The sequence below is a fragment of the Rahnella bonaserana genome (assembly GCF_019049675.1).
In the GTDB taxonomy this organism is placed as follows: domain Bacteria; phylum Pseudomonadota; class Gammaproteobacteria; order Enterobacterales; family Enterobacteriaceae; genus Rahnella; species Rahnella bonaserana.
In genome coordinates, this window is the sequence record NZ_JAFMOW010000042.1 from 18,936 (window position 1) to 27,232 (window position 8,297).

Sequence of the window (8,297 nt, forward strand, 5' to 3'; positions counted from 1 at the left end):
CCTGGTCTGTATTGATTAACAGGCAGGTGCCCCTGTGATCAGTGCGAATTCGAGTACTTACTCGTCTTCCAGCTCGATGTTGATACCCAGAGAACGGATTTCTTTCAACAGTACGTTGAAGGATTCCGGCATGCCTGGTTCCATACGATGATCGCCATCTACGATGTTTTTATACATCTTAGTACGGCCGTTCACGTCATCGGACTTAACAGTCAGCATTTCCTGCAGGGTATACGCGGCACCGTATGCTTCCAGTGCCCACACTTCCATCTCACCGAAGCGCTGACCACCGAACTGAGCTTTACCACCCAGCGGCTGCTGAGTAACAAGGCTATAAGAACCGGTAGAACGCGCGTGCATCTTATCGTCAACAAGGTGGTTCAGTTTCAGCATGTACATGTAGCCGACGGTAACCTGACGCTCGAACTGCTCGCCGGTACGGCCGTCAAACAGTGTGATCTGGCCAGAGGTTGGGATTCCGCCCATTTCAAGCAGTTGCTTGATCTCTGTCTCTTTCGCACCGTCGAAGACTGGTGTTGCGATAGGCATACCTTTTTTCAGGTTCTCAGCCAGACGCAATACTTCGTCATCGGTAAAGGTGTTCAGATCCACTTTCTGACGTACGTCGTCGCCCAGATCATAGGCACGCTGGATGAACTCGCGCAGCTTAGAAACTTCTTCTTGTTTCTTCAGCATGGCATTGATTTTTTCACCAATACCTTTCGCGGCCATACCCAGGTGGGTTTCCAAAATCTGACCAATGTTCATACGTGATGGAACGCCCAGCGGGTTTAGTACGATATCAACAGGAGTCCCGTTTTCATCGTAAGGCATATCTTCGATCGGGTTGATCTTGGAGATAACACCTTTGTTACCGTGGCGGCCTGCCATCTTGTCACCAGGCTGGATTTGACGTTTAACGGCCAAATACACTTTAACAATTTTCAGCACACCTGGTGCCAGATCATCGCCCTGAGTGATTTTACGACGCTTAGCTTCGAGTTTTTTCTCAAACTCGGATTTCAGTTCGTCGTACTGTTCAGCAAGCTGTTCCAACTGATTCTGTTTGTCTTCGTCAGTCAGTGACAGTTCTAACCAACGATCGCGAGGCAATTTGCCCAGCTTGTCAGCTTCAACACCGCCAGCAACCAGCGCAGACTGGATACGTGCAAACAGACCGGCTTCCAGGATCTGCAGCTCTTCAGTCAGGTCTTTCTTAGCCTGCTTCAGCTGCATCTCTTCGATTTCCAACGCACGCTTGTCTTTTTCCACACCATCGCGGGTGAAGACTTGCACGTCGATAACCGTACCGGAAACACCGTTTGGTACACGCAGAGAAGAGTCTTTAACATCAGACGCTTTCTCACCGAAGATCGCACGCAGCAGTTTCTCTTCTGGAGTCAGCTGGGTTTCACCTTTAGGCGTAACCTTACCAACCAGAATGTCACCACCGGTCACTTCAGCACCGATATAAACGATACCGGATTCATCCAGTTTAGAGAGCGCAGCTTCACCCACGTTAGGGATGTCAGCAGTGATCTCTTCAGGCCCTAACTTGGTGTCACGGGACACACATGCCAGTTCCTGGATATGGATGGTCGTGAAGCGGTCTTCCTGCACAACACGTTCGGAGACTAAGATGGAGTCTTCGAAGTTGTAACCGTTCCAAGGCATGAACGCGACACGCATGTTCTGACCCAGAGCCAGTTCGCCCAGATCTGTTGACGGGCCATCTGCCAGCACGTCGCCGCGCTCGATTGGCTCGCCCAGATTCACACACGGCATCTGGTTGATGCAGGTGTTCTGGTTAGAACGGGTGTATTTGGTCAGGTTATAAATGTCGATACCTGCTTCGCCCGGGTACATCTCTTCTTCGTTAACACGAATAACGATGCGGGATGCATCCACGTACTGAACAATACCGCCACGTTTAGCTACGGCAGTAACGCCGGAGTCAACCGCTACAGCACGTTCCATACCAGTACCTACCAGCGGCTTATCAGCGCGCAGGGTCGGAACTGCCTGACGTTGCATGTTCGCACCCATCAATGCACGGTTGGCGTCATCGTGTTCCAGGAATGGAATCAGTGAAGCACCAACGGATACAACCTGCTGGGTGGAAACGTCCATGTAGTCAACCTGATCGCGGCTAAACAGGCTTGATTCGCCTTTGCTACGACAAGTGACCAGGTCTTCAATGAAGCGCCCTTCTTCGTCCAGGTTGGAGTTCGCCTGAGCGATAACGAAGTTGCCTTCTTCAATTGCAGACAGATAGTTGATTTCATCAGTCACCAGACCATCACGCACGCGACGGTAAGGGGTTTCAAGGAAACCGTACTCATTGGTCTGCGCATAAACAGACAATGAGTTGATCAGACCGATGTTTGGACCTTCTGGCGTTTCGATTGGACATACGCGACCGTAGTGAGTCGGGTGTACGTCTCGAACTTCAAAGCCAGCACGTTCACGGGTCAAACCACCCGGGCCCAATGCAGAGATACGACGTTTGTGCGTAATCTCAGACAACGGGTTGTTCTGGTCCATAAATTGTGACAGCTGGCTTGAGCCGAAGAATTCTTTCACCGCAGCCGAAATCGGCTTAGCGTTGATCATATCCTGAGGCATCAGTGTGTCGAGATCGCCCAGAGACAGACGCTCTTTAACAGCACGCTCAACACGAACCAGACCTACACGGAATTGGTTTTCAGCCATTTCGCCGACGGAACGAATACGACGGTTGCCCAAGTGGTCGATATCATCCACTTCGCCCTGGCCGTTACGAATGCCGATCAGTTTTTTCATGACCTGAATGATGTCGTCTTTGCTCAGGATACCTGAACCTTCGATTTCATCACGCAGCAGAGAACGGTTGAACTTCATACGACCAACAGCAGACAGGTCGTAACGATCTTCAGAGAAGAACAGGTTCTCAAACAGGCTTTCGGCCGCTTCACGCGTTGGTGGCTCACCAGGACGCATCATTCGGTAGATCTCAACCAGTGCGCTCAGACGATCGCTGGTTGGATCGACGCGAATGGTTTCGGACATGTACGCGCCATGATCGAGGTCGTTGGTGAACAGCGTTTCAATGGTTTTGTGACCGGACTGGCTGAGTTTCGCCAGCAGATCCAGAGACAATTCCATGTTAGCCGGGACGATCAGCTCACCGGTATTGGTGTCGATGTAGTCTTTAGAGACCACTTTCCCTGCGATGTATTCAACAGGAACTTCGATGCGCTGAATTTCGTCTTTTTCAAGCTGACGAATATGACGGGCAGTGATGCGGCGGCCTTTTTCAACATAGACTTTGCCGTCAGCTTCGATATCAAAGGAAGCTGTTTCACCGCGCAGGCGCTCAGGTACCAGTTCCATCTGCAACTTGTTGTCGCGGATCTGGTAAGTCACCTTGTCAAAGAACAGGTCAAGGATCTGTTCAGTCGTGTAATTTAATGCACGCAGAATGATGGTCGCAGGCAATTTACGGCGACGGTCAATACGTACAAACAGGTTGTCTTTCGGGTCAAACTCGAAATCTAACCATGAACCGCGGTAAGGGATGATACGTGCGTTATAAAGCACTTTACCCGATGAGTGGGTTTTACCCTTATCGCTGTCGAAGAATACGCCCGGACTACGGTGCAGCTGAGATACGATAACCCTCTCAGTACCGTTAATCACAAAGGTACCATTTTCGGTCATGAGCGGAATTTCGCCCATATAGACTTCTTGTTCCTTGATGTCTTTGACCGTACCTTCTGGTGCTTCGCGTTCGTAGATGACCAGGCGCAGTTTCACGCGCAGTGGCGCGGAGAACGTCACACCACGGATCTGGCATTCTTTAACGTCGAATACAGGCTCACCAAGACGGTAGCTAACGTATTGCAGCTCAGAGTTACCGCTGTAGCTCTTGATAGGGAATACAGAACGGAATGCAGCTTCCAGACCGTACTGGCCTTCCGGATCTTGCTCGATAAACTTCTGGAACGAGTCAAGCTGGATAGAAAGGAGATATGGAATGTCCAGAACTTGTGGACGTTTACCAAAATCCTTACGAATGCGTTTTTTCTCGGTATAGGAGTAAACCATAGGGTTCCTCAGCTCGCTGATCAGTGACCCAATCTTGTCTGCCCTGAGAAGGACAGTTCATGCAACACCGTTTATGTCGACCGGAAAGCAGAAACGCTTTCCGCAATATCTGTTTTCTACCACTCTTAAATCATTTCGTTGTGCGTTATCTGTAGATGAGCTACAGCAAGGGGCATCAATATATTAAGGCGTCTATAGAAAGAGATATTAGAGTAGTTCAGTGCTCAAACAGTGTGAAACACCACTGACACTCTATAGCGCAAAAAGGCTGGTGACTAAAAAGTCACCAGCCATCAGTCTGTTAGGACAGACTGCACTCCGGGAAGTTAAACTTACTTAACTTCAACAGAAGCACCAGCTTCTTCCAGAGATTTTTTCAGAGCTTCAGCGTCGTCTTTGCTGATGCCTTCTTTCAGAGCTGCTGGAGCAGACTCAACCAGGTCTTTAGCTTCTTTCAGACCCAGGCCAGTTGCGGTACGAACAGCTTTGATAACTGCAACTTTGTTCGCGCCAACAGCGGCCAGAACAACGTCGAACTCAGTTTTTTCTTCAACAGCTTCAGCAGCAGCAGCAGGACCTGCAACAGCAGCAGCAGCTGAAACGCCGAATTTTTCTTCCATAGCGGAGATCAGTTCAACGATTTCCATTACAGACAGAGCTGCAACGCCTTCAATGATTTGTTCTTTAGTGATTGACATTTCAAGTGTTCCTAGAATTCAGAAATAGTGTATACGTAAGCAAATGAACGAGATAAAAAAGGCTGATTAAGCAGCTTCTTTCTGATCGCGTACAGCAGCCAGAGTGCGAACCAGTTTGCCTGCAGAGGCTTCTTTCATGGTTGCCATCAGGCGTGCGATTGCTTCTTCGTAAGTAGGCAGAGTTGCCAAGCGGTCGATTTGAGCCGCAGGAATAAACTCACCTTCAAAGGCCGCAGCTTTAACCTCAAATTTTGCATTCGCTTTAGCGAAATCTTTGAACAGACGGGCAGCAGCGCCTGGGTGTTCAGCAGAGAATGCAATCAAGGTTGGACCGACAAACGTGTCTTTCAGGCACTCAAACTGAGTACCTTCTACGACGCGACGCATCAAGGTGTTGCGAACAACACGCATGTAAACGCCAGCTTCACGACCTGCTTTACGCAGTTCAGTCATTTTATCTACAGTTACGCCACGAGAATCCGCAACAACCGCAGACAGCGCGCCTTTGGCTACTTCGATGACTTCAGCAACAATCGCTTGTTTGTCTTGAAGATTTAATGCCATTAGCTTTTTGCTCCTGGATTTGGCCGGGGAAAATCCCCGGAACTCACATCACTTGTTATCGAGAATCGATATCAAGCGTTCAAACACGGTGAGCAGAGAATCCAGCAAAGACAAATCTTAATTCTTTATAAAAAAGACAAAGAAATATTTTCTTCAGGCTCTGTCACCGTCTACGCAGGAAGGATTAAGTCCCTTTCGGGACACCTGCGGTCTTGGACGGAGGTCTGGATAGGCCAGACTCCAACCGAAAAATCTTGGTTTCGCATTAACGAAACAACGGGCCATAGATTCTAGACAAATCTATCGCCCGCGTAAAGCGATAAACGTCAGCAGTTAATTAGTTAACTGTTGCGCTCAGGCCGCTTTGATCAACAGCAAGACCAGCGCCCATGGTAGTGGACAGGCTTACTTTCTTGATGAAAACGCCTTTAGCCTGAGAAGGCTTCGCTTTTTTCAGAGCGACCAACAGAGCTTCCAGGTTTTCTTTCAGCTTGTCGGATTCGAAATCAACCTTACCAATAGTGGTATGGATGATGCCGTTTTTGTCGTTACGGTAACGAACCTGACCAGCTTTAGCGTTCTTAACCGCTTCAGCAACGTTAGGAGTTACAGTACCAACTTTCGGGTTAGGCATCAGACCACGTGGGCCCAGTACCTGACCTAATTGGCCAACAACGCGCATTGCATCTGGAGATGCGATAACAACGTCGAAGTTCATTTCGCCTTTCTTGATCAGGTCAGCCAGATCTTCCATACCTACCAGTTCAGCGCCTGCAGCTTTAGCAGCTTCAGCGTTTGCACCTTGGGTGAAGACGGCAACGCGAACAGAACGACCGGTGCCGTGTGGCAGTACGGTTGCGCCGCGAACGTTTTGATCAGATTTACGAGCGTCGATGCCGAGGTTAACAGCAACGTCAACGCTTTCTACGAATTTAGCAGTGGCCAGCTCTTTGAGCAGAGCAACGGCTTCGGTGATGTCATACTGTTTAGTAGCATCAACTTTGTCACGGATCACGCGCATGCGCTTGGTCAGCTTAGCCATTTATTAATCCTCCACTACCAGGCCCATGGAACGAGCAGTACCTTCGATGGAGCGAGTCATCGCTTCAACGTCAGAACCAGTCATGTCCGCAGCTTTGGTTTCTGCGATTTCACGAACCTGAGCACTCGTTACTTTACCCACTTTGTCTTTGTTCGGCTTGCCGGAACCAGACTTGATACCAGCCGCTTTCTTCAGCAGTACTGCTGCAGGAGGGGTTTTGGTAACAAAGGTGAAAGAACGGTCAGAATAAACAGTAATAACAACAGGAATTGGCAGGCCTTTTTCCATGCTATCAGTCTTAGCATTGAACGCCTTACAGAATTCCATGATGTTCACGCCTTGCTGACCCAGAGCTGGACCAACTGGCGGACTTGGGTTTGCCATACCAGCTGCAACTTGCAGCTTAACGTAGGCTTGTACTTTCTTGGCCATGGTAAATATCCTCGTTTGGGTGATATCGCCTGTTTGAAGAGGCTCCCCGTTATTTGCAGAACTTGGTTCTTTACGTTTCACGTGCAGAGGCTGCACATAAAAACAAAAGGCGCGAAATTATAGTTCAATTTCGCGCCTTGTACAACATCTGTTCTAACGAATATTTAGAAAGCTGTTGTTAGCCTTTTTCAACCTGACCGAAGTCCAGTTCAACCGGTGTTGCACGGCCAAAGATGGATACAGACACTTTCAGGCGGCTTTTTTCGTAATCAACTTCTTCGACCACACCATTGAAGTCCGCAAACGGACCGTCGTTAACACGTACCAGTTCACCTGGTTCAAACAATGTTTTAGGACGCGGCTTATCACCCACTTGCTGCAGGCGATTCATGATCGCATCAACTTCTTTATCGCTGATTGGCGCAGGACGATCTGACGTTCCGCCAATGAAGCCCATTACACGAGGAACGCTGCGAACTAAGTGCCAGCTGGCGTCATTCATTACCATCTGTACCAGCACATAACCCGGGAAGAATTTACGTTCACTTTTACGGCGCTGGCCACCACGGATCTCAACCACTTCTTCGGTTGGAACCATGACTTCACCAAACAGTTCTTCCATGTCATGTAATTTGATGTGCTCACGAAGCGATTGCGCTACGCGGCCTTCAAAGCCAGAAAACGCCTGAACGACGTACCAACGTTTTTTAGGTGCTTCAGACATTTAGAACCTCAAGCCAGTAATGAAAGATACCAGGCGGACTAAAATACCATCCAGCCCCCACAGAATCAGAGACATAACGGCAGTTACCGCAGCAACGATCAGTGTGGTATGCAATGTTTCCTGGCGCGTTGGCCAAATGACTTTACGTACTTCAGTACGCGCTTCACGAGCAAACGCGACTGTCGCTTTGCCTTTAGTGGTCAGTAATGCCACTGCGCCTGCAATTGCGATAATAACAACTACGGCTAACGCGCGTAACGGCAGGCTGTATGCACGGTAATAATAGTTACCGACAATAGCTACAACCAACAAAACGGCAACAACCAGCCACTTTACCGCTTCCAGGCCGCGCCCGCTCCCTTGAGCCTCGGTATTCGCACTCATAAACCAACCCGTCACAATGATTCAGAACAAACAACTTTGCCTCGCATTGCGAGGCAAACCAAACCGATCGATGCTCTACTTGAGCGCAATTCGGTGTTTTACGCTATATCTCAGAGCCTATCTCACCAGTGATTATGACGTATAAATCGCTGATGAGATAGGTTCTAGCGCCACAGCGTAGAAAAAAGGGCATCGAATGATGCCCTTTTAGTGTGTATTGCGTCAACGAATAGTGACAAAAATTATCAGCGATTAAGCGATAACTTTAGCAACAACACCAGCACCTACAGTACGGCCGCCTTCACGGATTGCGAAACGCAGACCGTCATCCATCGCGATTGGGTGGATCAGGGTAACAACCATGTTC

8 protein-coding genes are annotated in these 8,297 nt (G+C 49.1%); all 8 read right to left on the minus strand.

Going from position 1 to position 8,297, the window contains the following annotated elements:
* Positions 1 to 57: 57 nt before the first annotated feature.
* Positions 58 to 4,086 carry a DNA-directed RNA polymerase subunit beta gene (gene rpoB / locus J1778_RS00725; RefSeq protein ID WP_015699039.1) on the minus strand — a complete coding sequence of 1,343 codons (4,029 nt, stop codon included), beginning with the start codon at positions 4,084 to 4,086 and terminating at the stop codon, positions 58 to 60.
* Between the two features lie 332 nt (positions 4,087 to 4,418).
* Entirely contained in the window at positions 4,419 to 4,784 is a 366-nt protein-coding gene (gene rplL, locus J1778_RS00730) for a 50S ribosomal protein L7/L12 (RefSeq protein WP_013577410.1), read from the minus strand.
* A 66-nt stretch (positions 4,785 to 4,850) separates the two neighbouring features.
* Positions 4,851 to 5,348, minus strand: coding sequence for a 50S ribosomal protein L10 (gene rplJ, locus J1778_RS00735; protein ID WP_112288545.1), 498 nt, complete (start codon positions 5,346 to 5,348; stop codon positions 4,851 to 4,853).
* A gap of 337 nt (positions 5,349 to 5,685) precedes the next feature.
* On the minus strand, positions 5,686 to 6,390 hold the full coding sequence (gene rplA / locus J1778_RS00740) for a 50S ribosomal protein L1 (RefSeq protein WP_120164019.1): 705 nt from the start codon (positions 6,388 to 6,390) through the stop codon (positions 5,686 to 5,688).
* A gap of 3 nt (positions 6,391 to 6,393) precedes the next feature.
* Positions 6,394 to 6,822 (minus strand): 50S ribosomal protein L11, encoded by a 429-nt coding sequence (gene rplK / locus J1778_RS00745; protein WP_013577413.1) that lies wholly within the window; start codon positions 6,820 to 6,822, stop codon positions 6,394 to 6,396.
* A gap of 178 nt (positions 6,823 to 7,000) precedes the next feature.
* A complete protein-coding gene (nusG, locus tag J1778_RS00750; RefSeq protein ID WP_009639145.1) occupies positions 7,001 to 7,546 on the minus strand; it encodes a transcription termination/antitermination protein NusG in 546 nt (181 codons plus the stop codon).
* Positions 7,547 to 7,930 (minus strand): preprotein translocase subunit SecE, encoded by a 384-nt coding sequence (secE, locus tag J1778_RS00755; RefSeq protein ID WP_034794996.1) that lies wholly within the window; start codon positions 7,928 to 7,930, stop codon positions 7,547 to 7,549.
* A 252-nt stretch (positions 7,931 to 8,182) separates the two neighbouring features.
* Positions 8,183 to 8,297 (minus strand): EF-Tu C-terminal domain-related protein (locus tag J1778_RS00760; protein WP_455678424.1); only part of this gene is annotated, 115 nt, incomplete at its 5' end.